Origin of the sequence: Povalibacter sp. (genome assembly GCF_036520495.1) — a bacterium.
In the GTDB taxonomy this organism is placed as follows: Bacteria; Pseudomonadota; Gammaproteobacteria; order Steroidobacterales; family Steroidobacteraceae; genus Steroidobacter.
In genome coordinates this window covers 1-23,894 of the sequence record NZ_DATDJO010000030.1, presented here as the reverse complement: position 1 = coordinate 23,894, position 23,894 = coordinate 1, and the positions used below count along the sequence as shown (strand labels likewise).

Here is a 23,894-nt window from a genome sequence, read left to right as displayed (position 1 = left end):
ATCAACCGACGTAGTCGGTATGCATGTGTTGCCCACCGACCAGCACGTCGAACGCTGCAGTCCGAGCGGCTTGTTCGCCACGCAGTTTCGATCGGCTCCGTGGCCGGTGCATTCGAGCCAGAGTTTCATTGTTCGAGGTGAATTGCGATGTCAGCCGACAAGAAGATCTGCGTGTTGATCGCACATGGGAATCCGCTCGTGGCTGCAGGGCTCGAAGCCGCCTTCCGCGCGGACGATTCATTCTGCTTGTCCATGCATCCGGGGCCGCAGGCCCCGGTGGCTGGCACAGTTGGCTTCGGAGCCGAAAACATCGCGGTTACCGACTACCAGGGAGGACTGGGCATCCTGGCTTCGCAAAGCACCCGACGCTGGCGCGTGCTGATCGTGAGCGATGACGACAGTGAAGCGAACGTCCGTCGCGCCATCGAACTCGGCATCAGGGGATATCTGCCGCTGTCCGCGCCGGTGTCGTCCGTGATCAACGCCGTGCGATGCATTCACACTGGCGGAACGGCCATCGATCCGATGTTCATCTCGAAGATCGCCGCGAGCCTGGCACCCCCGTCGCTGACGAGCCGGGAAATCGAAGTCCTGCGGTTGATGATGCTGGGCCTGCCCAACAAGGCGATCGCGGCGGTATTGAAGCGCAGCGTGGGCACCGCGAAGTCGCATGTGAAGGCGATCCTGGCGAAGCTCGATGCAGCGACCCGCGTCGAAGCCGTAGCCGTCGCGCGCCGGCGCGGCCTGATATCCGATGATTCGATCGAGATGCCTGCGGGCAGGATCATCGTCGACAGAGGCCACGATTCGAACGGCGGCTGGAGATGAGTGCCAGCTTGCTGCACGTCGAAAATTACGCGCGGTAATGGAGCGCCTTATCCATGCCCGTGTGCGTAGTCAGCGGTGATCATGGTGTGCGCATGGAGTTGCATCGACTGCTCAGCGCGGAGGGGATTGGCACCGCTGTCTTCGAGACGGCTGCGAGCTTCGTGGTGTGCCCTCAGCCTGACACTCCATCGTGCGTCATTCTGGATGTGGTGCCCGACACGAATGGCCTCGATCTGCAGCAGTTCGTGGAGATGGGTCCTCCCGTGCTGCTGCTCATGGGTCACGAGGATCTGGCGTCTTCGGTTCGCGCCATCAAGGCAGGGGTGTACGACCTTCTGACACTGCCCCTCGAACCACAGCATCTGATCATCGCGGTGCGTTCCGCGATCGAATACGACGCGAGCACCCGTGCGGCGCGTCAGCGCATCATGGGCATGCGTCGACGGCTGGAGCAGCTCACGAATCGCGAGCGGCAGGTGATGATGCTGACTATCGGCGGTGCGTTCAACAAGCAGGTCGCCGCCGTGCTGGGCATCTGTGAGGCCACGGTGCAGTCACACCGGCGCCGCGTGATGCAGAAGATGGACGCCACCTGCCTTGCTGATCTGGTGAGGTGCGCGGAACTCCGTGGCGTGCAACCGGACAGCCGTGCGCTGGCGTATCGGTCGCACACTGGCCGTAGGGAGTAGGTGATCACTGCTCTCCTTGACGCTCGTTGCCCCGGTCAAACAGGGCTGGCACGGCACACTTTGCAAGCCGGACGATGCGTCCTCGGTTTCCGTGCCGCGCGTTGGTTGCAGAGCAATCGCCGGGGCCGGCATGCGTGGCCTGCCAACAGAGGACAACGAACATGCTCAAAGGGTATTCCGTGCCGCTGACTCCGCAAGGGAAGTCGCCGCTGGCGCCGACACCTCCCTGGCATTACTCGAGCGAAAACATCGCCATCGAGTACTGGACCAGCCCGGCTGCGATCGCTGCTCTGCTGCCGCCGGGTTTGACGCCGGATGAGAATTCCAATGGGCGCGCCTTTTTCTGGTTCCTCGATTGGCAGTTCACGGGAGCGAACGACGAGCTGACCGATCCCGCCCGCTATCAGTATCGCGAAGCATTCGTCCTGGTCGAAGCCCGCTTCGGTGACATGGCAGTCAACTACTGTCCCTTCATCTTTGTCGACAACGATGCGGCGTTGGCGCGCGGCTGGATTCAGGGATTTCCAAAGAAGCTCGGGAGCATCTACCAGACGAGGAGCTTCTCGGCGCCGGGTCCAGCGGCGGCGCCGCTGGCCAGAGGCAGTCGCTTCGGCGCGAGCGTGGCTGCACACGATGAGCGGCTCGCGACGGCGCGCATTCAACTGGAAGAGAACGTCGTGGATCCCTCGACAGTGTTCAATCGGCCGACCACGATACGGCGTTTCTTTCCGCAGCTCGAGGCCGGACGGCAGGGCCAGCCGCCGGTGGACGAACTCACGTTGTCGCTCGTCGAGGATCTCAGGATCGTCGACGTCTGGGCCGGCGCAGCGGAGCTGAGTATTCCCGAGGTGGCGGGTGAGGAATTGCACTCGCTCGCGCCTGTGCGGGTGGGCCGTGGCTATCGCCTGGGTATGGCGTATTCGGTGACGGATCTGCGCATTCTCAGGGACTATGCCGCCGAGCGCGCTGTCGCGGGTATGCAATCGAAGTTGCGTGGCCGTCGTTCCTCGAACTTGCAATAGCAGGGAGCATCGGGATGAGCCGAACCGCAGCCGACTATCTGGTCGAGACGCTGACACTGGCGGGAGTGGAGCGCATCTATGGCGTGGTGGGAGATTCCTTGAATGGTTTCAGCGATGCGCTGCGGCGACTCGAATCGATCCAGTGGGTTCACGTACGCCACGAGGAGAGCGCTGCGTTTGCGGCCGGTGCGGAGGCACATCTGACGGGCAAGCTCGCGGTCTGTGCCGGCAGCTGCGGTCCCGGCAACCTGCATCTCATCAATGGCCTGTTCGAGGCGCAGCGTAGTCGCGTGCCCGTCCTGGCCATCGCGGCTCACATCCCGAGCAGCGAGATCGGCATCGACTTCTTCCAGGCCACGCATCCCGAGAATCTGTTCAGGGATTGCAGTCATTTCGTCGAACTGGTGAGTCATCCGGAGCAGCTGCCGCAGATCCTGTTGCGTGCCATGCGGGTGGCGGTCGCGCAAAGCGGCGTGGCTGTCGTCGTCATTCCCGGTGACGTCGCATTGCAGCCGTTGGCGCAACTGGTGCCCGACTGGTTGCTGCCGGCTGCTCCGATCGTGCGGCCTGCGGATAGTGAACTGCGCGCGCTCGCCGACTTGTTGAACACCGCAGATCGCGTGACATTACTGTGCGGGGCAGGTTGCGCGGGCGCTCACGATCGCGTCATCGAACTCGCACGCAAACTGCAGTCGCCCATCGTTCATGCACTGCGCGGCAAGGAACATCTCGAGTACGACAATCCGTTCGACGTCGGCATGACCGGACTGCTGGGCTTTGCCTCGGGCTATCAGGCGATGAAGACCTGCGACACGCTGCTGATGCTCGGTACCGATTTCCCGTACCGCCAGTTTCTGCCGGTCCAGGCCCGCATCGCGCAGGTCGATATCCGCGCAGCCGCTCTGGGCAATCGCTGCGCCCTCGACGTGGGCGTGCTCGGAACGGTCGGCGATACGCTCGAGGCGCTGCTGCCGCTGCTCGAAGCGAAGACGGACTCGGCGCATCTCGATGCGTCCGTCGCGGGATATCGCAAGGCGCGCGCCGATCTCGATGCGCTCGCCGAAGGCGGGTCGGGGACGAAGTTGATTCACCCGCAGTTCGTGAACCGTCTCGTCAGCGAACTGACGGATGACGACGCGATCTTTACGTGCGATGTGGGTACGCCGGTCGCCTGGGCCGCACGATATCTCAGGATGAATGGCCGCCGTCGTCTGATCGGTTCATTCAGTCACGGCTCGATGGCCAATGCGCTGCTGCAAGCCATCGGCGCGCAGGCCGCGTTTCCGGGGCGTCAGGTGATCTCGATGTCGGGCGACGGTGGTTTCACGATGATGATGGGCGAATTCGTGACACTCCTGCAACATCGCCTGCCGGTGAAGGTCATCGTGCTGAACAACGGCACGCTGGGTTTCGTCGAACTCGAAATGAAGGCATCCGGCTTTCTCGATACGGGCTGCGATCTGACGAATCCGGATTTTGCCGAGATGGCCCGCGCCATGGGCATCAAAGGCGTTCGTGTCGAGAAGCCGCAGGATCTGGAGGCGGCCCTGCGGGAGGTTCTCGAATACGACGGGCCTGCACTGCTGGATGTCGTTACGGCGCGTCAGGAACTGGTCCTGCCGCCGGCGAAGACCTTCGACGAAGCGCACAAGTTCGGCCTGTTCATGATGAAGGCCGTGCTGGATGGACGAGCCAGCGAGCTCATCGATCTGGCGAAGGTCAATCTGCTGCGCTGATGCGACCTGGAGCAGCGCAGAGGATCTCCACGGGGGACACGGGGAACACGGGGCAGGCAAAACGAGAGGACAGAAAAAAGTCTTCGGGGATTTTCTGTTCCGCCTGCTGCTCCCCGTACCCCCGTGGAAAATCTCCGCTTCTCCTGACTGGCCAGTGCCAGGGACCGCCCCGTCGTTTCGACTGAAACACTCGCGCGGCCTGCTGCAACGATGTCGTAGCTCGACGGGCCCAGCTTGCAGCAGTCAAACGTGGAGAGCCCATGGCACAGAAACGCGATGTTCCCGGCGTACATCCCTATCCAAGTGCAGCCGGAGGTTGGGGCGCGCTACGCGCAGTAGCGCGTGCAGTGCGCACGCAGATGGACCTTGCGGAGGCGCCGCTCACGCTGCTGCGCATGAACAAGCCAGACGGGTTCGATTGTCCCGGCTGCGCCTGGCCGGACAAGCATCACACCTCGACGTTTCAGTTCTGCGAGAACGGCGCCAAGGCCGTGACCTGGGAGGCGACGCACAAACGCGCGACGCCGGAGTTCTTCGCCACCCATACCGTATCGTCGCTGCTGCAGCGTAGTGACTTCGAACTGGAGGATGAAGGCCGGCTCACGCATCCCCTGGTGTACGACGCCGCTTCGGATACGTACCGCCCGATCGAATGGTTCGAGGCATTCGCACGCATCGGAACGATCCTGCGTTCCCTGCCGCAGCCGGACATGCTCGAGCTCTATACCTCAGGCCGCGCATCGAACGAGGCGGCCTTCCTGTACCAGCTGTTCGGACGCGAGTTCGGTACGAACAACTTTCCGGATTGCTCGAACATGTGCCACGAGGCCACCAGTGTCGGCCTGCCCAGGTCGATTGGCATCGGCAAAGGCACGGTCTCCCTCGATGACTTCGAGTCGTGCGAGTTGCTCATTGCCATCGGTCACAACCCGGGCACCAATCACCCGCGCATGATGGAGACGCTCTACCGCATGGGCGAGCGCAACGTGCCCATCATCGTGTTGAATCCATTGCGCGAGCGTGCACTCGAGCGGTTCACCGATCCGCAGGATCCCGTCGAGATGGCAGCGCTCGGCCGCGGCCCGCTGGGTTCGACGCGCATCGCGTCGGCCTATCACAAGGTCAAGGTGGGCGGCGATGCCGCGGCGCTGAAAGGAATCATGAAGGCGGTGCTCGAGCTCGAGGCCCGGTATCCCGGACAGGTGCTCGACACACAGTTCATCGACGCACATACGCATGGCTTCGCTACGCTGGCGACAGATCTGAGCGCGACTGACTGGAAGGACATCGAAGCGGCGAGCGGACTGACGCGCGCGGCACTCGAATCCGTGGCACAGGCCTATGTGCAATCGAACGCCACGATCGTCAGCTACGGCATGGGCGTGACGCAGCACCTCCGGGGCACGTCCAACGTGCAACAGATCGCGAACCTGCTGCTGCTGCGCGGGAACATCGGCAAGCCCGGCGCCGGGATCTGTCCTTTGCGAGGACATTCGAATGTCCAGGGCGATCGCAGCGTCGGTGTCACCGAGCGGCCGGGACCCGAGATGCTCGATCGAATCCAGTCCACCTTCGGCTTCGAGCCGCCGCGCGACCACGGACACGATGCCGTCCGCGCGATGCAAGCCATCATTGCGGGTCAGTCGAAGGCATTGATATGCCTCGGCGGCAACTTCGCAGTGGCGTTGTCCGATACCGGTCGCGGCCTGACTGGCCTGCGTGAGCTCGATCTGGCGGTGCATATTGGTACCAAACTGAATCGATCGCACTTGATGGTGGGCAAGGAGACATTCCTGCTGCCGTGTCTGGGACGCACCGAGCGCGACATTCAGGCCACCGGCCCGCAGTCGATCACGGTGGAAGACTCGATGTCGATGGTGCATGCCTCGCGCGGCAAGTTGCCGCCGGCATCGCCGCTGCTGCGTTCGGAGCCGGCCATCGTTGCGGGGATCGCGACGGCCACGCTGCCGTCGACGCGCGTGCCGTGGATGGAGCTGATCGCCGATTACGATCGGATCCGCGGTCGCATCGAAGCCGTGTTTCCGGATTTTGCGAACTTCAACGAGCGTATTCGTGTGCCGGGCGGCTTCCGTCTGCCGCTGCCCGCGACGCAGCGCATCTGGAAGACACCCTCAGGCAAGGCTGAATTCCTCGTATTCGCGGGAATCAACGAGGATCCGGCCATTGCCGCCGGCGGAGTGCTCAAGCTCACGACGCTGCGCAGCCACGACCAGTACAACACGACGATCTACGGCATGGACGATCGCTATCGCGGCATCTTCGGCAGGCGCGATGTGATCTTCATGAACGAAGCGGATCTGCGCGCACGCGGGCTGGAGCACGGCGACCAGGTGGACATCGAGAGCCTCGCGGATTCGAGCCGCAAACTGCGCCTGACCGGACTCACCGCCGTCGAACATGACATTGCCGCCGGATCGGTCGGCACGTACTACCCCGAAGCCAACGTGCTGCTGCCGCTCGACTACATGGACCCGCAAAGCGGCACACCGGCCTACAAGTGCGTGCCGGTGATCGTGCGCAAAGCCGAACCCGGTGCGTAACAGGATGCAGCCGTCAATGACCACTCCACCAGAGGTTTCTTCAATGCGCAGAACCATCCTTTCCTTGCTGGCGACCGTGTTTCTCGGCGCTGCAGCGCAGGCAGCGGACGTCAGTGCTCAAGCACCCATGGTGGCCGACGGAACGCCGATCGGCACGATCACGCTCAAAGGCGAAACCGTTGCCGCGGGTGTCGGGTTCGCGTGGGGTAACGGCCAACTCGAGTATCTCGGCAAAGTGCACCAGATCTCGGTCAAGGGATTTTCAGTGGTCGACGTCGGAGCGGCGCACTTCACGGCGCGCGGACATGTCTATGATCTCAAGCGCCTCGAGGACTTTCCCGGCAACTACATCGCCGTGGCTGCAGGCGTTGCGCTCGCCGGCGGATCCACGGCCACCTATCTCAGGAACGAGCACGGCGTCGTCATCAGGCTGATCGAAGAGGACCTTGGCCTCCGGTTGGACCTGTCCGCCGACGGTGTGCGCATTGCCCTGAAGCAGTGAGTCGCAAGGCCGGGTCCGGCCCTGCGCTGACGGCGTCGTCGATGGATACGGACGCGAGTCTGACGCTGCGGCTCGAGGGGCGGATCACCGCGCAGACGGCGCCGCCGATCTGGAAGGCAGCGATCGAGCAGATCGAAGGCCATCCGCTGCGGCCCGTCCTCGTCGATGCGTCGCGCCTCGAGTTCGTCGACAACGTCGGGCTTGCGATGCTGTTCGACCTGATCCGACGCGAGCGCGCACCCGGAGCCAAAGTCGAAGTACGCGCGCTTGCACCCGACCTCGCCGCCATCCTGCAGCGCTACGTGCCGGGAGACTTTGCAGTCGCCGGCAGCGGCCTGCACTCCATGGGCTTGCTGGAGCAGGTGGGTCGCGCGACAGAGCGTCAGGCAGGCTACCTGGTGGAGTTGCTCGGCTTCGTCGCTGCCTGCGCGCGCGCCTTGTTTCGTTCGCAAGAGCGGCAAGTCTCGACCTGGCGCGACGCACTCGACATAGCCACCGAGGCGGGCGCGAATGCAGTGCCCATCGTGTTGCTGATCGGCTTTCTCATGGGCGTGATCATCGCGTTCGAACTGGGACAGGTCGCCCGGCAGTTCGGTGCGGTCATCTTCGTCGTGGACGGCGTCGGCAGCGCCGTACTTCGCGAACTGGGCGCCTTGATGACGGCGGTCGTGGTCGCGGGGCGCACGGGAGCGGCCTTCGCGGCGCAACTCGGTTCGCAAAAAGTCAACGAGGAACTCGACGCGCTCGCGACCTTCGGGCTGGACCCGATCGAATTTCTCGTGTTGCCGCGCCTGCTGGCCATGGTGGTCGTGGTACCGCTGTTGACGGTTCTGGCGGACTTCGTCGGATTGTGCGGCGGTGTCCTGGTGCTGATGACCTTCGATGTGACGTATCTGCAGTTCTACACGGAACTGCTCGGTGCGGTGAAAGCCAGCGACCTCTTGCTGGGTCTCGTCAAAGCAGCGTGCTACGGGCTGACGATCGCCGCGGTGGGGTGTCATCAGGGCCTTGCGACCGGTGCGGGAGCGACGGCGGTTGGCCAGTCTGCAACGCGTGCGGTCGTGTCGAGCATCGTCCTGATCATCGTGATCGATGGCTTCTTTGCCGTCCTCACGAGCTGAGTATCCGACGTGACAGAACACCTTGCTGCGAAACGCGTGACGGCACCTGCAGGGACGCCAGCGATCAGCGTCCGCAATCTGCACCTGAGCTTTGGCGCGCGAGTGCTGCTCGAGGATGCATCGTTCGATGTGCATCGCGGCCAGATCGTCGTACTCCTCGGCGGTTCGGGCAGCGGCAAATCGAGCCTGATGAAAACCATCATCGGCCTGCACCGGCCAACGGGCGGCGACGTCCTCATCGACGGCGAGAGCCTGTTCCAGGCCGACGCCGCGGGCAAGGTCCGATTGCAGCGCAAGCTCGGGGTCATGTACCAGGGAGGCGCGCTGTTCGGTTCGCTGAACGTGCTGGCGAACGTTCGCTTTCCGCTCGATCGCTTTACGCAGCTCACGCTCGAGCAGAAGAACCTGGCCGTGCGCATGCTGCTGCACGAACTGGAGATGGACGGCACAGAAACGCTCATGCCGGCCGAGCTGTCCGGCGGCATGCTCAAACGCGTCGGGATCGCCCGTGCGATGGCGCTGGGTTGCGACATCCTGTTACTCGATGAACCCTCGGCGGGGCTCGATCCCGTTACGGCGGCCGATCTGGATCGCACGATACTGGCGCTGCGCAGCGAATTTGCGGTCACGTTCCTGATCGTGTCCCACGACCTGCAGAGCATCTTCGCGATCGCCGATCGGGCGATCATGCTCGACGGGCATGCGCGGGGCGTCATCGCGGATGGCGTACCGGCGTTCCTGCGGGATCAGAGCAGCGACGCGCGTGTGCATCGCTTCTTCAACCGGCAGCCCGATTCGCTGCGGGCGAGCGGGGAGCGCTGAAGTCATGGAAGACAGCAAGCGCTACATCCGGCTCGGACTACTCGTGGTCGTGAGCCTGTCCGGACTGGTTGCCGGGCTGAGTGTGCTCGGGTGGCGGTTGTGGTTCCAGCCCGCCTTCATGTTCGAAACGTACTTCGATCAGTCCATCTCCGGGCTCGAGCTCGGCGCGCCGGTCAGTTTTCGCGGTGTGCCGCTCGGCCAGGTCGTCGAGATCCTGACATCGGCAGCACCGTATGAGTCGAATGTGCCGATCGAGAAACGGCATGACTACATCGTCGTGCGCGTGAAAGCGAGCCTGTCGGCCGCCGCGGCGGCGCAGATGAACAAGGACATCGGCACGCTGATCAGGCGTGGCTTGCGTGCGCAGACACAGCTGGCGGGTATCACCGGCCAGCAATACCTGGAGCTGGACTTTCTGGATGTAAAGAAAAATCCGCCATTGCCGTTCTCCTGGACGCCGCAGACCACCTACCTGCCGTCAGCGCCGAGCGTCGCCGGCGAGATCATCGACAAGGTGCAGGCGTTCCTGGTGAGTCTCGACGATGTGGACATTCCCAAACTGAGCCGCAGCCTTACCGCGTTCATCGAACATGCGGACGCAAAGCTCGAGCAACTGCCGGTCGCGGCGTTGTCGGCGAGAACGGATGATGTGCTGCGCCGGGCCGCGGCGACGCTCACTCGAGTCGAGCGCGTCGTGGCAGACCCATCGCTCGAACAGACCCTCGACAATGCCGAGGCAATCAGCGCGCGCCTGCGGCGCCTCGCGGACAGTGGCGGTGTCGACAGGATGATCGACTCGATCGATTCGGCCGCGGAACGGCTCGATGCGCTGATTGGCGACAATCAGTATGACGTGAGCGTCCTCGTGCAGGACCTGCGGGCCACTGCTCACAATCTGCGCGCCTTGTCGGAAGTCCTGAAGCGTGATCCTGCGGGCGTGCTGCTCGGCGGGCCGCCGCCGAAGATCGAGCTTCCGGAGAGGACACGATGAAAACTCCACGTGCATTGCTGGTCGTTTGCATGGCGCTGTCCAGCGCCGCGTGTTCGATCGGCAGGCCGGTCGAGCAGGCGACGACTTACCTGATCGATATGCCGGCAGTTCCTGCATCTGCGGTGGATCGTCCTGCGACGGAAGTGCTTCGTGTGGGAAGAGTGCACGTGGCGGCTCCGTTCGGGAGCGCCGGGCTCGTCTATCGGCTGGACGATGTCCGGTATGTCACCGACCCGTACCACGCATTCGCAGCGGATCCCGCTGCCATGCTTGGGGTGCGGATTGCAGACTGGTTCGATCGCACGGGCTTGTTCGAGGTCGTGGCGCAACCCGGCAGCGTGCAGCCCGCTGCCTTTGTGCTCGAGATCAATGTCACCGCCCTCTATGGCGATTTCCGTCCGGGCCGACCACCGGCGGCAGTGCTGGCGCTGCAGCTGGCGCTCATCGATCAGCGCGGCCGACGACCGCAGCTGGTGTACGAGAACTCATCGTCCCGCTCAGTCGGCCTGGCAGCGGCATTACCCGAGGCACTCGTTCAGGCTTACGGTACCGCGCTTGCGGAAATACTTGCCGAAGTTACTGCCGGACTTCCGGCCCCTGATCGGCACTAGCCCATGGGAGGAGATCTTCGCCGCCCGTTGGATAGCCCGCTCCATGCCCGCCGGGGGCTGGCGCCAGGCATGTCTTCCCATGAACCATGTCGACCATGTTCGTAAACAACTTTGCATCTGCGGTGCATGAAGACATGCGAACCGCCATCAACAGGCTCTGGCGTCGCTTGCGCGTGCTGGATCTCGGCAGGGTATGCGAAGAGATCGATGGGCTGGACAAGGACATCGAGGCGCTCGGGGCGATAGCGGCGGACGAGTTCCGTTCCGAGCTGATCATGCTGCGCGCGATAGCGCTCGGGCTGCTGGATGATGACGGGTCTCTGCTGGCGTTGGTTCGTTCACCCGCGTTTTCCTCGGGCGCGGGTTGCGATGGCGCATTGGCTGTCTCGCTGTATCGGCTGGCGCAATGGAAGTGCGGCGAGTTGCAGAACTTTCACGCGCAGCGGCGCATTGGCGCTGCCGCTCAGCAGGGTGATGTGAGAGTCCTGGCGTTCGATCTGGCGCTCGACGCTGCGGTGGAGTTGCAGCAACTGCGTCTGGGCGTCGCACGCAGGCTGGCGCAACAGTCCGATGAACTGGAAAGCAGCGTCAGGCGCAAGTCGCCTGCACTGTTGTTTGGCGGTGTGTTGCTCGCACAGTTGTTGTATGAGCAGGGTGAGCTGGCCGAGGCAGAGCGCTGGTTGCGCGACCATCTGCCATCGATACGCAACCGCGCCTGTGCGGAAGTCGCAATCCGTTGCTATGTGCTGCTCGCGAGAATTGCCGTCGACCGCAACAATGGCGATCTGGCGATCGTCCTGCTGCGCGACGGTATCGCGTTGGGTGACAGTCGCGGCTGGGATCGCCTGGCTGCCGTTTGTGAGCAGGAGTGGATAGGCATCCTGCTGCGCGCGGGTAACCTCGAGGAGGCGAGCAAGCGCGCCGCCAGAATGCAATCGCGCTGGCCGGGAGCGGACCCGGGGGACAACGGCGTCGGCGCGGCGGTGATGCTGGCGCGCTGCCGGACGCTGCTGGCCGGTGGCTTCGTCGCCGAAGCAGTCGTTGGTCTGCGATGGCTCATCGAACTCGCGGATGCACGGGGCGATGCCTACTCGTCGGTGCAGTTGCAGATTCGTGTCGCCGAGGCGCTCGGCAGCGACGTCGATCAGTCCGCAGCGATCGAAGCGTTGCTGGCTGCACTGGAGATCGGTGCCAGCGCGGGGCTGTACCAGTCGTTCGTGAGCGCAGGACCAGCCATCATGCATCTCATCGCGAGGGCGCAGGATCGCCTGGCGCGCGATGCAAACGGGCGACACTTCCTGCATCCGTACGTGTGCAGCCTGTTGGGACGCCGCACCGTCCGGCCGGTTACCCGGGCCAGACAGATCCGGCTGTTCGGACCGCTGAGTTCGAGGGAACACACCATCCTCGCTTTGATGCGTCACGGTTCTTCGAACAAACTCATCGCGAAGCAGCTCGGGATTGCGCCGGAGACGGTCAAGTCACACGCCAAACGCATATTCATCAAGCTCGGTGCGCAGACACGGGTCGAAGCGGTGGTCAAGGCGGCCAGCCTCAGCCTGATCTGATCTCATCGCTGCATCATCTCGAGCTCGTGCATCGACATGGTGTGGGGACTGAGATTCGCCATGATGAGCAGCGAGCCGAACACGATCAGACCGACGACCATGACACCGAAAGCCAGTGCCAGCACGTTGTTGGTCTGGTCCGGTGCGCTGGATATGTTCAGGAAGAAAACGATGTGTACGCCCATCTGTGCGATGGCGAGCACCGCCAGCAGAATCGGCACGCCAGGAGCGTAGATGGCGTCGCTCGATGCGGCCCAGAACGATCCGCCGGTCAGCAACAACGCCAGCAGCAGACCATTGACGTAGGTTTTCCAGGAGCCGTGAGAGCTCGCCCCGGGGGCATGCCCCTGCGCGTCGATGGAATCAGGATCGGGGGACGGGATCATGGAGCGGCTCCCAGGTAGACGATGGTGAACACGCCGACCCAGACGATGTCGAGCGCATGCCAGAACAAGCCGAAGCAGAACAGCCGTTGCCGCACCATGGGCCGCCAGCCGAGGGTCGCGATCTGCGCCAGCATGATGAGCAACCAGCACAGTCCGCCAGCCACGTGCAGTCCGTGCGTGCCCACCAGCGTGAAGAACGCTGAAAGAAACGCGCTGCGCGTGGGGCCGGCGCCCGCGGCGACCAGAGCGGCGAACTCGCTGATTTCGAGCGAGAGAAAAATCACGCCAAGGACGAAGGTGAGTCCGAACCAGAAATAGGTGGCTCGCAGGTTCGAGCGCTGTACCGCCAGTGCGCCCATGCCGCAGGTGAAACTGGAGATCAGCAGGCACAGGGTTTCCACGAACACATGCGATCGGTCGAATAATTCCGCCGCCGTCGGACCGCCGGCGGTCTGCCCGGAAAGCACGGCGTAGGTCGCGAACAGCGCGGCGAAGATCACGATGTCCGACAGCAGGAACAACCAGAAGCCGAAGCCGACGAGGACATGCGTCGAGGCCGGCCCACGCAAGGACAGCGGCACATCTTCCGGTGCGGTGGAGGCATCGACGGCGCTCATGCGGCGGCTCCGATGGGTATCGCGACTTCGCGGTCAGTACGCCAGCTCAGCATGAGCCAGACAGCAAGGCATCCGGCGAGTCCAAGACCGGCCAGCCACCAGATGTGCCAGATGAGTGAGAAGCCCAGCACGACGGCGAACACGGCTATCAGGAACCCGGTCGCGCTGTTGCGCGGCAGATGAATCGTCTCAGCCTGTACGGCAGTGTGCCCGGGAAGGCCCGCGACTTTGCTGTGCCAGAATGCATCCGCAGTGCTCACCTGCGGTATGAGCGTGAAATTCCACGCCGGCGGCGGCGAACTCACCGACCACTCGAGCGTGCGGCCATCCCAGGGATCGTTGGCGACGCGATGACGTTCGCGGGCGCGAATGCTCACCACCAGTTGCGTGATCGTCAGCGCGATGCCCAGCAGGATCACTACGGCACCTGCGAGCGCTGCGATCATGAACGGCTGCCAGTGTGGGTCCGGGTACTGTTGCATCCTGCGCGTCGCGCCCATCAGCCCGAGCGAATAGAGCGGCATGAAGGCGAGATAGAAACCCAGGAACCAGCACCAGAAGATCACCTTGCCGAGGCGCTCGTTAAGCGTGAAGCCGAAAGCTTTCGGGAACCAGTACGTGTATCCGGCCATGACTCCGAACACCACGCCGCCGATCACGGTGTTGTGGAAGTGAGCGACGAGAAACAGGCTGTTGTGCAGCACGAAGTCGATGGGCGGCACGGCCAGCAGCACGCCGGTCATGCCGCCGATCACGAAGGTCACCATGAATCCGATCGTCCAGTAGACCGGCACGTGGTAGCGGATGCGTCCGCCATAGAACGTGAACAGCCAGTTGAAGACCTTCACCCCCGTGGGCACCGCGATGATCATGGTGGCGACGCCGAAGAACGCATTGACGTTGGCCCCGGCGCCCATCGTGAAGAAATGATGCAGCCAGACGAAGAAGGACAGCACGCATATGCACATCGTGGCCATCACCATGGAGCGATAGGCGAACAGCGGCTTGCCCGAGAAGGTCGCAACGACTTCCGAGAACACGCCGAAGGCGGGCAGGATCAGGATGTAGACTTCCGGATGACCCCAGATCCAGATGAGGTTGATGTACATCATCGGATTGCCACCGGCGTCGTTGGTGAAAAAATGAAAGCCGCAGTAGCGATCGAGCAGCAGCATCGCGAACGTCGCGGTCAGCACTGGAAAGGCAGCGACGATCAGCAGGTTCGAGGCGAGCGCGGTCCAGCAGAAGACCGGCATGCGGCCGTAGCCCATGCCGGGCGCCCGCATTTTCAGGATCGTCGTGGTCAGGTTGATCCCTGATAGCAACGTTCCGACCCCCGATATCTGCAGTGCCCAGAGGTAGTAGTCGACGCCCACTCCCGGCGAGTACGCAAGCTCGCTCAGCGGCGGATAGACGAGCCACCCGGTACGTGCGAACTCGCCGATGAACAGCGACAGATTGATCAGCAGGCAGCCTGCCGCAGTCAGCCAGAAGCTCACCGAGTTCATCACCGGGAAAGCCACGTCGCGGATGCCGAGCTGCAGCGGCACCACGAAGTTCATGAGGCCGACGACGAATGGCATCGCGACGAAGAAGATCATGATCGTACCGTGCGCCGAGAAGATCTGGTCGTAGTGCTCAGGCGGCAGGTAACCAGTCGCGCCGCCAGAGGCGAGCGCCAGCTGTGTGCGCATCATGATCGCGTCGGAGAAGCCGCGCACCAGCATGACCAGCGCGAGGATCACGTACATGGTGCCGATACGCTTGTGGTCGACGCTCGTGAGCCACTCGCGCCACAGGTAGCCCCACCAGCCCTTGATGGTGATCAGCGCGAGAATCGCCGCGATGCCGACGATCAGTACGGCGGTCACGCCCATGATGATGGGCTGGTCGAAGGGCACGGCGGCCCAGCTCAGTTTGCCTAGCATGTCATCGTCCCGCAGGTGAGTAAGGAGCGAGCGCCCGGCCGTTGGCCAGCACCGCGTCATACATCCCCGGTGCGACGGCGGCGAATGCCAGCGGCCGGCTCAAGGTCGAAGGCGGTGCGATCTGTGCGAAGGTGATCGCGTCGAGCACCAGCGTGCCGCGTTTCGTGGTCTCGACCCACGAATCAAAATCAGCAGCATCGACGGCGTACACCGCGAATCGCATCTTCGAGAAGCCACCACCGCTGTAGTTCGCGGACAGGCCACCGTAGGTGCCGGGTGCATCCGCCTGGAGATAGAGCACGTTCTCCATGCGCGGCATCGCATAGATCTGGCTGCCGAGCTGCGGAATGAAGAAACTGTTCATGACGTCGCTGGACGTGATGCGGAAGCGCAGCGGCGTGTCCACCGGTACGACGAGCTGGTTGATGCTCGCGATGCCTTGCTCCGGATAGATGAACAACCATTTCCAGTCGAGTGCGATCACCTGGATCTCGAGCGGGGGATTCGCACTCGCGATCGGCCGCGGCGGATCGAGCTCGTGCGTGCTCACCCAGGTGAGGCCGGCGAGGAACAGGATGACCAGCGCCGGAATCGACCACGTGACGAATTCGACGCGTCCGGAGTATTGCCAATCCGGGCGATAGCGCGCGCGGGTGTTCGACGCACGAAACCACCAGGCGAATGCAAGCGTGAGGATGATCACCGGGATGACGATCACGAGCATGATGACCAGCGCGTCGGTCAGGATGACGAGTTGCGCCTTGCCGATGATGCCTTGTGGATCGAGCACGCCGCTCATGTCGCTGCGACTCCAGCGGCACCGCCGTAGCAGGTCGCTGCGTGTGCATCGTGCGAGAGCATGCAAGCAAGCGGACGCATCGACATCTCCAATGGCGCCGTCCTGGGTCGCAGACGGCTGTCGCGAATACTCGTTGCGTGGACTGCGTGTGCGAATCCCCCGAATGGGGGCGCAGTGCCGCGGCTTGTGCGCATGTAACCGCAGAGTTCAATTCCAAGACCTCTTCAGGGGGATAGGGCGAGGCGCACGGCGCGAGCACCCTTCCCTGGTCAGTACTTCTTGGCGTTGCTCCAGCTCGCTCGGGTACGCTGCAGGACCCGCGAGCGGCGCAGGGTGACATGACGCGCAGTCAGCGCGCGTCGCCCCAGCCTCCGCCGAGTGCCAGGAAGACGGCGACCTGATCGCTGGCGATCGCCACCTGGAGTTGCGCGAGCGACTGCTCGGCCGCGACCAGCGTGCGCTCGGCGTCGATGACGACGATCTCGGTTGCGCGTCCGCCGATGAGCAGTTGTCGCGCGTCGGCAGCGGCCTGCGCTGCATCGTCGCGTGCCGCGCGCAGGATTCCTTCGCGCTGCAGATCGTGCAGATACGTGTTCAGCGCCGTCTCTGCCTCGCGCAGACTCTCGAGCACGACGCCGTCGAAACCCGCCAGCGCCAGCTGTGCACTGGCGTCAGCTGCCGCAACGCGAGCGCGTCCGGCACTTTGATTCGCCTGCCATCTCACGAGCCCACCGATGTTCCAGAAATTTGTCGGCGGAGTGTTGAAGTCGGCGGTTCGGCCGAGCGATCCCAGCGATCCACCAAGCTGGATATCCGGATAGAGCTGAGCGGTCGCCACGCCGATCCCGGCCGTAGCTGTGGCGAGCTGACGCTCCGCGCGGCGCACATCGGGCCGGCGCCGCAACAGCGCTGCACCATCACCGACGGGCAGCGCCTGTAGCAGGCGAGGCGGCGAGCGGCAATTCAACAGACCGGCGTCGATCTGCGACGGAGCGCGGCCCGTCAGAGTCGCCAGTCGATACAGCGCATTGCGCTGCGCGCCGGCGAGCGGCGGCACGTTGCTGCGCAGTTGTTCGACGAGTTGCCGCGAGCGCGTCACGTCCAGGTCGGTCGCGCGACCGGCATCGCGCAGCTCACGCGTCAGCGCGAGGCTCCGCTCCTGCAGTTGCAACGAACGTTCGAGGGTGGCCAGCTCGAGCCCGGCGCCGCAAACATCGGCATAGGCGCGAGCCGTCCCTGCGGCGACGTTGATTCGTACCAGATCGCGCGCAGCGGCCACTGCTTCATGGTCCGCTGCGGCGGCCTCGATGCCGCGACGGATCGCGCCGAACAGATCCAGGTCATAGCCGATACTGAAGCTGATCTCGTAATCGTTGCTGACAGGTGGCCGGATGGGCAGCAGAAACTGTTCGCCCGAAACCTGGCTGCGCTCGATGCCCGCTTCGATGGGCAGGCTCGGCTGACGCAAGGTGCGCGCTTCGCGCAACAGTGCTTCGCTGCGGGCGAGCGCTGCACCCGCGGCGCGCAGATCGGTATTCGTAGCGAACGCCTCGCTGATCAGGGCATCGAGCGCCTCGTCCTCGTACAGCCGCCACCAGTGCGCCGGTACATCGTCGGCAGCGAGCGCGCTGTCTCCGTGGGAAATGAAGGGCCCGTTGGCAGCCGGCGCATTGATGAGTGACTGTTCCGGAACGCGGTAGTCCGGACCGACCTTGCAGGCGCCAAGCAAAGCGAACGCCGCCGTGAGAAGCGCTCCGCGAGCGGTACCCGCGAGACTCATGGGTGACCTTCCGGCTTGCGATCAGCCGGCACCTGGATGGCAACCGTCGCCGTGCGACCCGCGATGAGTCTCACGTTCTGCGGTGCGGCGTCGATGCGAATGCGTACGGGAATGCGTTGCGCGAGGCGGACCCAGCTGAACGAAGGATTGATGTTGGCGAGCCCTGAGCTGCTCGGCCCGCGGTCGCGGTCCTCGATGCCGGCGGCGATGCTCTCCACCGTGCCGCGCAGGTCGTGTTCGAGTCCCATGAGACGAATGAGTGCCGGATCGCCGACGCGTATCAGTGGCAGCTTGGTCTCCTCGAAGTAGCCTTCGACGCGCAACGAGTCGACATTCAACAGTGCTACGAGCGGTCGGCCGACCGCGGCGTAGTCGCCGGGCTGCACATTGACGTTGCTGGCGACGCCGTTCACCGACGCACGCACCACCGTGCGTTCGAGATTCAGGCGCGCAGCATTGCGCTGAACGATCGCACCCTTGAGCTGAGCGCGCAGTTCCTTGACACGCGCTGCGCTCTGCTCCCGTTGCTCCGTCGTGACCAGCGAACCGAGATCGTCATTGCGCCGCTCCTCGCGCAGCGCCTGTGTGAGCGCTGCCTGCGTAGCGGCGATGGCAGCCATCGCTTCTTCGAGCGCCAGTTCGTAGCGCAAGGGATCGAGCTGCAGCAAGACGTCGCCCGCCTGCACGAACTGGTTGTCGGCAACCTTCACTTCGATCACCAGTGCATTCACGTCGGAGCCGATCTGCACGACGTCCGCACGAATCCGACCGTCGCGCGTCCATGGCTCGATCTGGTAATGGACCCACAGCCACCGCGCCCCGATGGCAGCGGCTATCACGATACAGAGGGTCGTCCCGGCACGGACGGCGAGGCTCAGCCAGCGTGTATTCAACTTATCGCACTCCCCGAAAATCCCACCTGGGTCGTGGCTGCTGACATCAACCACAGAACGACGACGAACAAGGCGGTGTCGAACAGGCCCGCATGCCACACGAATCGGTACAGGTGCAGGCGACGCAGCAGCCAGCGCAGGCCCAGCGTCACCAGGAAGGCACCGATCGCGAGCATCAGCAGCGGTGGAAAGAACACGCCGGCGATGGACGACTCACCGATCATGCCGTCGTCTCCTGCAAATCCTGGAACGCGCTGTGCGGGGCAAGATCGATACGCAGCGCCACCAGTCCCGCCAGTGCTTTCATGCGGGCAGCGGACGGTGGCAGCGCAGTGACGGTTCTGATGCTGGTGTCGAGTGACGATCCGATGAGATCTTCCGTCGGTGTACTGCGCTGGCGGGCCCAGGCGCTGAAGATCGATCCGATCGAGCGTCGCACGGCTTCCAGAGGCGCAGCGAATGTGGGGCCGCAATCACGCTCGACGGAGTTCAAGGTCACCAGGTTCGCGCCGACTCGCAGGCCGCGCAGCGTGTCCGAGCGAACCTGATCCCTGCGCGCGGCATCGACGAGTTCCTCCCGCATCGCGACCTGGCTGAGGCAGTCGACCAGTTGCGAATGCGTGCCGGCGGTCGGCGAGCCGCTCTGGGTCAGGCGGTCCATGGTGCGCCACGCCGCACGCGACAGTCGCAGCGCGTTCCAGGTCGGGTCGATCGTGCGGAACACCAGGTTGATCGCGATCGCGATCAGCACGCCTGCGATCTCGGCGAGATTGATGTTGAGGAAGGCGGCGAAATCGGCTTGATACATTTTCTGGAAAGCGAGCCCGCCGAAGAAGGAAATTGCGAGTATCAGCGCTGCGCCGGTGAGCTTGGGGATGGCCTGCAGGAAGCTGAACAGCAGCAGGATCGGCACGAGCACGAGCGCGAGAGCGACGAAACCCTCGATCCGCGGGAGCACGGCGAACTGGTAGAACGCGGCGACTGGCAGGGCGAGCAGCACTGCGTAGAGGGTGGCCGTCAGCATCTTGCTCGGTCGGTCGAGCGTGGCGAAGAAGGAGCAGCCGATCGCTGCGAATTGCGCGGCGATCGCACCCTCCGGCCAGGAACCCCAGATCCAGAGTATGCAGGCGACGACGACGGCCACCGCGGCGGCGCCCGCCGACAGCAGCGCGAGCGTGTAATCGCGGTACAGCGGCAGACGCCTGGCGCTGCTTACCTGTGTTTCCAGATGTGGCGGCAGCGGCCCGCCACCATCGCGTATGGCACGCGCCAGAGTCCGGCAATCCTCGAGCACTGCAATCAGTTCCTGCACCTGGTGCGTGGCTGTCTGCTCGAGCAGCAGCGGCCAGCGGACCGATTCACCGGCTGCAGCGTCGAGTGGAGCTGCGCGGGATGGCGCGGAGCCGCCGCCGTCGAGCACGTCGGCAGCGGCTGCGATCTGGTCTGTCCAGCGCACGGTGTCTGCCAGCAGTGCATTCAGCGGAGCGTTCGGCCCCCCGCTGGCCCGCAGCCTGTCGATCGCGAGTTGCGCGTTGGTCATGGCAGGCAGTAACGCCATCAGACGTTCCCGCAGTACCAGCAGGTGTTTGCCGATGCGCGGCACGTCGGAGAGATCGAAGGCGATATGCGTGTGCAGCGTCGAGAGATCGGCAAGCAGTTGCGTCAGGCGTCGCGACGCGGCCATGGTCTGCAACTCCGCAGTGGGCTCGCGCAGCGTTTGCGAGATCCAGCCCGCGCACATCCGGATTGCGGTTGCGGTCTTCTCATTGAGTTCGACCGCAACCGTGCGGGGAAAAAAAATGGAATGAGCGAGCGCGCCGCAGATGATGCCGACGGAAATCTCTTCGACGCGCGCGACGGCCGTGTCGAAGATCGCGAGCGGAACATCGACGACGGCCAGCCCCACGATCGTTGCCGTGTAACCGGAGAGCATGAGTACATAGCTGCGTGGCGTACGGTCGAGCAGCGACAAGCCGAGGCATAGCGCCACCCAGCCGGCCATCGCGAGGCACAGCAGCGGTGGTGAGTGCACGAGCGGCGGCACGATCAGCAGCGCGGCAGCGGCGCCGATCACCGTGCCGGCGAGACGCCACACCGCCTTGGAGCGCACAGCACCGGCGATCGGTGCGGCGACGATGAATGTGCTGAACACCGCCCAGTACGGCCGCTCGAGGTCGGCGGCGAGCCCGATGTACAAGGCGCTCAGAATCGCCGCGGTGTTGGCGACAATGAAGGCAGCGCGTTGATGCAGTATTCGCATGAATTCCACGGACTTTGGATGCGCAGCGACTGGCGGCCGGGATACGGCGGCGGACCCGACCCACTGTGGTTGATCGGTTCACCTTGCTGCATCCCCCGCCCGGGGGAATTCGCGGTGGACACGTTTCTGCTGAAACCCGCACAGAAATTCCCAGGAACTACAGGCGTTGGATCATCGCCGTGGCGCATGCCAGAAGCATTGATCCACAGCACACTGATACGGAGCTCCCATGAAAACCATTCCCGAAGAAATAGCCGTTGCCATCTACGACCAGCATATCGATGCTGAAGACGCGGTAAAAATATTGCAGCGGGGTGGCTTCGACATGAAGCGCATCTCGATCGTGGCGCGGGACTATGAGACCGAGGAGCGCGTCGTTGGCTTTCTGAATGCAGGTGATCGGGCGAAAATGTTCGGCAAGCTCGGAGCGTTCTGGGGGGGGCTGATGGGCATCCTGTTCGGTTCCGCCCTCCTGTTCGTCCCCGTGGTGGGCCACGTATTCATCCTTGGTCCGCTTGCCGCGATGCTGTTCGAAGGAGTGGCGGGTGCCGCGGTGGTCGGCGGCACCAGCGCGCTGGTCGGCGCAATGACGGCAATCGGCATCCCGAAGGATTCGGTCCTTCGTTACGAGCGTGCATTGAAGGCGAACCAGTTCCTGCTGGTCGTACATGGCGTCACGGAGGACATCGTGAAGGCGCGCGAGCTGCTCAAATCGACCAATCCCACATCGTTCGATCGTCACGACGCGGCTGAACCGGTCGCGCCTGTCACCGAGTAGACGTTGCAGTTGCTGGCACGCCATCTGTTGGCGTGCCAGTGCCTCTTCCATGGTTGTACTTTCCCGAGGAAAAAAAAGCCCCTGCTCGACCGCGCTGGGGTTGGGGGAGGGGGTAGCGCGGCGCCTCTGAGCAGGGGCTGTGAGGGTAGAACGTGCTGATGATCACGTTCGGGAAGGAGTGTGTCGCAGCAGTCGCAGCGGACGATGTCGGATTGCGATCTGGAAATTTCAGCTGTAATTCACTCGCGGTCCGGGCCCTGGTCATCAATGAGAAGTGCGAGCGCCGCGACACCTGCCGGAAAGGCCCAGGCAGCATCGTGCAGCCACCTGACGGCGACACCCGCGATCACGCAGCCAGCGAAGAATCCCAGGACGACGGGCACCGTTCGCCGCAGACGTTGGCGCGTCACCTCGGTTCTTGCTTCCAGCAACAGCAGCACGGTGTCCGCAAGATTCGTAGTCATCGTGACGGTCGACGGACGGCCCGGCAGCATCGTTCGTACCAGGATGAACTGAAAAGCCATCGCGCTGGTGACAACAGCGGCAATGACGTCAGTCGCAGGACTGTGCGCCGGTGCAGAGGGAAGGGCGGCGATGCTCAAAGTCAGCGCGATCGACAGCAACAGGAACTGAATGGCGAGCAGGACGCGCAGCGGCGAAACGCGTCGTGATCTCGCGATGTTCGCGACGCAGCGGGCTGCGACGATCGCCACCAGAAACATCGGAATGATCAACAGTTGAATCAGTCGCGGTCCCTCATCCCGCGCCAGTACCGCGGCCAGGATCGCGATATTGCCGGTGACGTGGGCGGTGAACAGATTCCCGAGCGTCAGAAAGCCAGTGAGGTCGACCATCCCCGCGACCACGCTCAGCATCACCGGCAGCAGGATGTGCGCTGTGGTTTCGGTCGCTCCGGCTTTGTCGGCATCTGACATGTCTCATCTCCGTAGCGGCACTGCGTTGGCACACAGTGAGCCGGGATTCGATCGCACCGCTCGCTGTTGGTCGAGAGCGCCGGCGTTTCAGATCCAACAAACAGCGCGCGAGGGCGGCAGCATTTCATTCCTCACGCAGCGCATGTCACCCGAATTGCAATGCAGGCGCTGTCGAAACATTGCCGCGATGCAAGGCGGGCAAGCTGCACTCGCACTCACAAGGAGCCATCGGTATGAACTATATCAAGTCTTGCCTCACGGTCGTGACAGCGGCACTGCTCGCTGCCATTGCACCCCCGCTGCACGCTGCGCCGCTCAAGAACATCGTTCTGGTTCATGGTGCCTGGGTCGATGCCTCTGGCTGGAAAGCGGTGTTCGACATCCTCACGCGCGAGGGGTTCATGGTTTCGATGGTGCAGGAGCCGGAAACTTCGTTCGCCGACGACGTGACGGCAGCCAGGCGCGTGCTCGATATGCAGGACGGACCGACCCTGCTGGTCGGCCACAGCTACGGTGGCTCGATCATCACCGAGGCGGGAGTGCATCCGAAGGTCGTCGGCCTGGTTTACGTCGCGGCGCATGCGCCCGACGTGGGTGAAGACGAGGCCACGCTGGGCAAGAAAACTCCGAGTGTCCTGGGCAAGACCGAGGGTGCGATCAGGAAGACGGCCGACGGCTACACCTATCTTGCACCCGCCGATTTCCTCAAGTTGTTCGCGCCGGACCTGCCGCGCGAACGGGCGACATTCGCGGCGTATTCCCAGGTGCTGGCGGCAGCGTCGGTGTTCTCGACCCCGTTGACCGCAGCTGCCTGGAAAACCAAACCGAGCTGGGGTGTCGTCGCCGAGCACGATCAGATCATCAATCCCGATCTCGAACGCTGGTACTACAAGCGGGCGAAGAGCGAGGTCATCGAGATCAAGGGCGCGAGCCATGTGGTGTTCGAGTCGCATCCGCGGGAGGTCGCGGCCTTCATCTCGAAGGCGGCGCGCAGCCTCGGGAAGTGATGCGCGTGTAATCACAGGAGCACCCCGATGACGAATTGGCAACAGGGTCGCGGGGGGGGG

22 protein-coding genes are annotated in these 23,894 nt (G+C 63.7%); 13 read left to right on the top strand and 9 right to left on the bottom strand.

Annotated elements, in window-relative coordinates:
* Positions 1 to 147 precede the first annotated feature (147 nt).
* The 11 genes from VIZ63_RS11010 to VIZ63_RS10960 all read left to right on the top strand — a co-directional run bounded on the left by VIZ63_RS11010 (position 148) and on the right by VIZ63_RS10960 (position 12,451).
* On the top strand, positions 148 to 828 hold the full coding sequence (locus tag VIZ63_RS11010; protein ID WP_331609652.1) for a response regulator transcription factor: 681 nt from the start codon (positions 148 to 150) through the stop codon (positions 826 to 828).
* 53 nt (positions 829 to 881) lie between these two features.
* The gene (locus tag VIZ63_RS11005; RefSeq protein WP_331609651.1) at positions 882 to 1,517 is read left to right on the top strand and encodes a response regulator transcription factor; all 636 of its coding nucleotides are present in this window, start codon (positions 882 to 884) and stop codon (positions 1,515 to 1,517) included.
* Positions 1,518 to 1,678: 161 nt separating this feature from the next.
* Complete coding sequence (locus VIZ63_RS11000) at positions 1,679 to 2,539, top strand: acetoacetate decarboxylase family protein (protein ID WP_331609650.1); 861 nt, start codon at positions 1,679 to 1,681, stop codon at positions 2,537 to 2,539.
* Positions 2,540 to 2,553: 14 nt separating this feature from the next.
* Positions 2,554 to 4,275: a ubiquinone-dependent pyruvate dehydrogenase gene (gene poxB, locus VIZ63_RS10995; RefSeq protein ID WP_331609649.1), complete on the top strand. Its 1,722-nt coding sequence runs from the start codon at positions 2,554 to 2,556 to the stop codon at positions 4,273 to 4,275.
* 260 nt (positions 4,276 to 4,535) lie between these two features.
* Positions 4,536 to 6,836, top strand: a complete 2,301-nt coding sequence (locus tag VIZ63_RS10990; RefSeq protein ID WP_331609647.1) for an FdhF/YdeP family oxidoreductase — start codon at positions 4,536 to 4,538, stop codon at positions 6,834 to 6,836.
* Positions 6,837 to 6,879: 43 nt separating this feature from the next.
* On the top strand, positions 6,880 to 7,338 hold the full coding sequence (locus VIZ63_RS10985; protein ID WP_331609645.1) for an EipA family protein: 459 nt from the start codon (positions 6,880 to 6,882) through the stop codon (positions 7,336 to 7,338).
* On the top strand, positions 7,335 to 8,459 hold the full coding sequence (locus tag VIZ63_RS10980; RefSeq protein WP_331609644.1) for an ABC transporter permease: 1,125 nt from the start codon (positions 7,335 to 7,337) through the stop codon (positions 8,457 to 8,459). The genes VIZ63_RS10985 and VIZ63_RS10980 overlap by 4 nt, the downstream gene beginning before the upstream one ends.
* A gap of 9 nt (positions 8,460 to 8,468) precedes the next feature.
* A complete protein-coding gene (locus VIZ63_RS10975; protein WP_331609643.1) occupies positions 8,469 to 9,281 on the top strand; it encodes an ABC transporter ATP-binding protein in 813 nt (270 codons plus the stop codon).
* A gap of 4 nt (positions 9,282 to 9,285) precedes the next feature.
* Positions 9,286 to 10,272: an MlaD family protein gene (locus VIZ63_RS10970; protein WP_331609642.1), complete on the top strand. Its 987-nt coding sequence runs from the start codon at positions 9,286 to 9,288 to the stop codon at positions 10,270 to 10,272.
* Positions 10,269 to 10,883: an ABC-type transport auxiliary lipoprotein family protein gene (locus VIZ63_RS10965; protein ID WP_331609641.1), complete on the top strand. Its 615-nt coding sequence runs from the start codon at positions 10,269 to 10,271 to the stop codon at positions 10,881 to 10,883. Before VIZ63_RS10970 ends, VIZ63_RS10965 begins: the two co-directional genes overlap by 4 nt.
* Before the next feature lie 134 nt (positions 10,884 to 11,017).
* Positions 11,018 to 12,451, top strand: coding sequence for a LuxR C-terminal-related transcriptional regulator (locus VIZ63_RS10960; protein WP_331609640.1), 1,434 nt, complete (start codon positions 11,018 to 11,020; stop codon positions 12,449 to 12,451).
* Positions 12,452 to 12,453: 2 nt separating this feature from the next.
* Here the strand turns inward: VIZ63_RS10960 and cyoD are convergent, their stop codons facing one another.
* The 8 genes from cyoD to VIZ63_RS10920 form a co-directional block, all read right to left on the bottom strand.
* The gene (gene cyoD, locus VIZ63_RS10955) at positions 12,454 to 12,837 is read right to left on the bottom strand and encodes a cytochrome o ubiquinol oxidase subunit IV (RefSeq protein ID WP_331609639.1); all 384 of its coding nucleotides are present in this window, start codon (positions 12,835 to 12,837) and stop codon (positions 12,454 to 12,456) included.
* Positions 12,834 to 13,454, bottom strand: coding sequence for a cytochrome o ubiquinol oxidase subunit III (gene cyoC / locus VIZ63_RS10950; protein ID WP_331609638.1), 621 nt, complete (start codon positions 13,452 to 13,454; stop codon positions 12,834 to 12,836). Before cyoC ends, cyoD begins: the two co-directional genes overlap by 4 nt.
* The gene (gene cyoB / locus VIZ63_RS10945) at positions 13,451 to 15,382 is read right to left on the bottom strand and encodes a cytochrome o ubiquinol oxidase subunit I (protein WP_331609637.1); all 1,932 of its coding nucleotides are present in this window, start codon (positions 15,380 to 15,382) and stop codon (positions 13,451 to 13,453) included. The genes cyoC and cyoB overlap by 4 nt, the downstream gene beginning before the upstream one ends.
* A gap of 1 nt (position 15,383) precedes the next feature.
* A complete protein-coding gene (gene cyoA / locus VIZ63_RS10940; RefSeq protein WP_331609636.1) occupies positions 15,384 to 16,181 on the bottom strand; it encodes a ubiquinol oxidase subunit II in 798 nt (265 codons plus the stop codon).
* Positions 16,182 to 16,530: 349 nt separating this feature from the next.
* Positions 16,531 to 17,961, bottom strand: a complete 1,431-nt coding sequence (locus tag VIZ63_RS10935) for an efflux transporter outer membrane subunit (RefSeq protein WP_331609635.1) — start codon at positions 17,959 to 17,961, stop codon at positions 16,531 to 16,533.
* The gene (locus VIZ63_RS10930; RefSeq protein WP_331609634.1) at positions 17,958 to 18,854 is read right to left on the bottom strand and encodes an HlyD family efflux transporter periplasmic adaptor subunit; all 897 of its coding nucleotides are present in this window, start codon (positions 18,852 to 18,854) and stop codon (positions 17,958 to 17,960) included. The genes VIZ63_RS10935 and VIZ63_RS10930 overlap by 4 nt, the downstream gene beginning before the upstream one ends.
* On the bottom strand, positions 18,851 to 19,078 hold the full coding sequence (locus VIZ63_RS10925; protein ID WP_331609633.1) for a DUF1656 domain-containing protein: 228 nt from the start codon (positions 19,076 to 19,078) through the stop codon (positions 18,851 to 18,853). The genes VIZ63_RS10930 and VIZ63_RS10925 overlap by 4 nt, the downstream gene beginning before the upstream one ends.
* On the bottom strand, positions 19,075 to 21,114 hold the full coding sequence (locus tag VIZ63_RS10920; RefSeq protein ID WP_331609632.1) for an FUSC family protein: 2,040 nt from the start codon (positions 21,112 to 21,114) through the stop codon (positions 19,075 to 19,077). Before VIZ63_RS10920 ends, VIZ63_RS10925 begins: the two co-directional genes overlap by 4 nt.
* A gap of 229 nt (positions 21,115 to 21,343) precedes the next feature.
* Here VIZ63_RS10920 and VIZ63_RS10915 point away from each other — a divergent pair, with 229 nt between their 5' ends.
* A complete protein-coding gene (locus tag VIZ63_RS10915; protein ID WP_331609631.1) occupies positions 21,344 to 21,892 on the top strand; it encodes a general stress protein in 549 nt (182 codons plus the stop codon).
* 239 nt (positions 21,893 to 22,131) lie between these two features.
* On the opposite strand, the gene VIZ63_RS10910 is transcribed toward VIZ63_RS10915, so the two are convergent.
* On the bottom strand, positions 22,132 to 22,827 hold the full coding sequence (locus tag VIZ63_RS10910; protein ID WP_331609630.1) for a YoaK family protein: 696 nt from the start codon (positions 22,825 to 22,827) through the stop codon (positions 22,132 to 22,134).
* Positions 22,828 to 23,060: 233 nt separating this feature from the next.
* On the opposite strand from VIZ63_RS10910, the gene VIZ63_RS10905 reads away from it, so the two are divergent.
* Positions 23,061 to 23,834 (top strand): alpha/beta hydrolase, encoded by a 774-nt coding sequence (locus VIZ63_RS10905; protein ID WP_331609629.1) that lies wholly within the window; start codon positions 23,061 to 23,063, stop codon positions 23,832 to 23,834.
* Positions 23,835 to 23,894: the final 60 nt, after the last annotated feature.

What these genes read in the sequence shown, in the direction of transcription:
- cyoA (WP_331609636.1), bottom strand. Translation starts at nt 16,181, where the DNA reads ATGAGCGGCGTGCTCGATCCACAAGGCATCATCGGCAAGGCGCAACTC.
- VIZ63_RS10915 (WP_331609631.1), top strand. Translation starts at nt 21,344, where the DNA reads ATGAAAACCATTCCCGAAGAAATAGCCGTTGCCATCTACGACCAGCAT.
- VIZ63_RS10960 (WP_331609640.1), top strand. Translation starts at nt 11,018, where the DNA reads ATGCGAACCGCCATCAACAGGCTCTGGCGTCGCTTGCGCGTGCTGGAT.
- VIZ63_RS11005 (WP_331609651.1), top strand. Translation starts at nt 882, where the DNA reads ATGCCCGTGTGCGTAGTCAGCGGTGATCATGGTGTGCGCATGGAGTTG.
- poxB (WP_331609649.1), top strand. Translation starts at nt 2,554, where the DNA reads ATGAGCCGAACCGCAGCCGACTATCTGGTCGAGACGCTGACACTGGCG.
- VIZ63_RS11000 (WP_331609650.1), top strand. Translation starts at nt 1,679, where the DNA reads ATGCTCAAAGGGTATTCCGTGCCGCTGACTCCGCAAGGGAAGTCGCCG.
- VIZ63_RS10925 (WP_331609633.1), bottom strand. Translation starts at nt 19,078, where the DNA reads ATGATCGGTGAGTCGTCCATCGCCGGCGTGTTCTTTCCACCGCTGCTG.
- cyoB (WP_331609637.1), bottom strand. Translation starts at nt 15,382, where the DNA reads ATGCTAGGCAAACTGAGCTGGGCCGCCGTGCCCTTCGACCAGCCCATC.
- VIZ63_RS10905 (WP_331609629.1), top strand. Translation starts at nt 23,061, where the DNA reads ATGAACTATATCAAGTCTTGCCTCACGGTCGTGACAGCGGCACTGCTC.
- cyoC (WP_331609638.1), bottom strand. Translation starts at nt 13,454, where the DNA reads ATGAGCGCCGTCGATGCCTCCACCGCACCGGAAGATGTGCCGCTGTCC.
- VIZ63_RS10970 (WP_331609642.1), top strand. Translation starts at nt 9,286, where the DNA reads ATGGAAGACAGCAAGCGCTACATCCGGCTCGGACTACTCGTGGTCGTG.
- cyoD (WP_331609639.1), bottom strand. Translation starts at nt 12,837, where the DNA reads ATGATCCCGTCCCCCGATCCTGATTCCATCGACGCGCAGGGGCATGCC.
- VIZ63_RS10910 (WP_331609630.1), bottom strand. Translation starts at nt 22,827, where the DNA reads ATGTCAGATGCCGACAAAGCCGGAGCGACCGAAACCACAGCGCACATC.
- VIZ63_RS10920 (WP_331609632.1), bottom strand. Translation starts at nt 21,114, where the DNA reads ATGCGAATACTGCATCAACGCGCTGCCTTCATTGTCGCCAACACCGCG.
- VIZ63_RS11010 (WP_331609652.1), top strand. Translation starts at nt 148, where the DNA reads ATGTCAGCCGACAAGAAGATCTGCGTGTTGATCGCACATGGGAATCCG.
- VIZ63_RS10935 (WP_331609635.1), bottom strand. Translation starts at nt 17,961, where the DNA reads ATGAGTCTCGCGGGTACCGCTCGCGGAGCGCTTCTCACGGCGGCGTTC.
- VIZ63_RS10985 (WP_331609645.1), top strand. Translation starts at nt 6,880, where the DNA reads ATGCGCAGAACCATCCTTTCCTTGCTGGCGACCGTGTTTCTCGGCGCT.
- VIZ63_RS10965 (WP_331609641.1), top strand. Translation starts at nt 10,269, where the DNA reads ATGAAAACTCCACGTGCATTGCTGGTCGTTTGCATGGCGCTGTCCAGC.
- VIZ63_RS10990 (WP_331609647.1), top strand. Translation starts at nt 4,536, where the DNA reads ATGGCACAGAAACGCGATGTTCCCGGCGTACATCCCTATCCAAGTGCA.